Source organism: Bradyrhizobium sp. Kon69 (assembly GCF_055807515.1).
The window spans coordinates 1-236 of record NZ_JBVVOS010000578.1; the positions used below are offsets into that span (position 1 = coordinate 1).

The following is a 236-nucleotide window of genomic DNA, read 5'->3' on the forward strand; positions in this document are numbered from 1 at the left end:
CTTTGATCGCGTGTCGGTTTCAGGTCAGGACGATTGCGATCGGTCCGGATGTGAAATGATCGGCAGATCAATCAGGAAGCGACTTCCCTTCCAATCTTTGGCGATGGTCAGATGGCCCTGAAGCTGCCGCACCATGCCGGTGATTATCTTGAACCCCAGGCTGGCGCGCGGTTCATCGATGTCAAATCCTTCGGGCAGACCCTTACCCTGGTCCGACACCTCGACGCGAAGGCTTT

1 pseudogene is annotated in these 236 nt (G+C 56.4%); it reads right to left on the reverse strand.

Features of this window, described 5'->3' with window-relative positions:
* Positions 1-24: 24 nt before the first annotated feature.
* Positions 25-236: pseudogene (locus AC0L3U_RS40220) on the reverse strand (hypothetical protein); the annotation flags it as partial.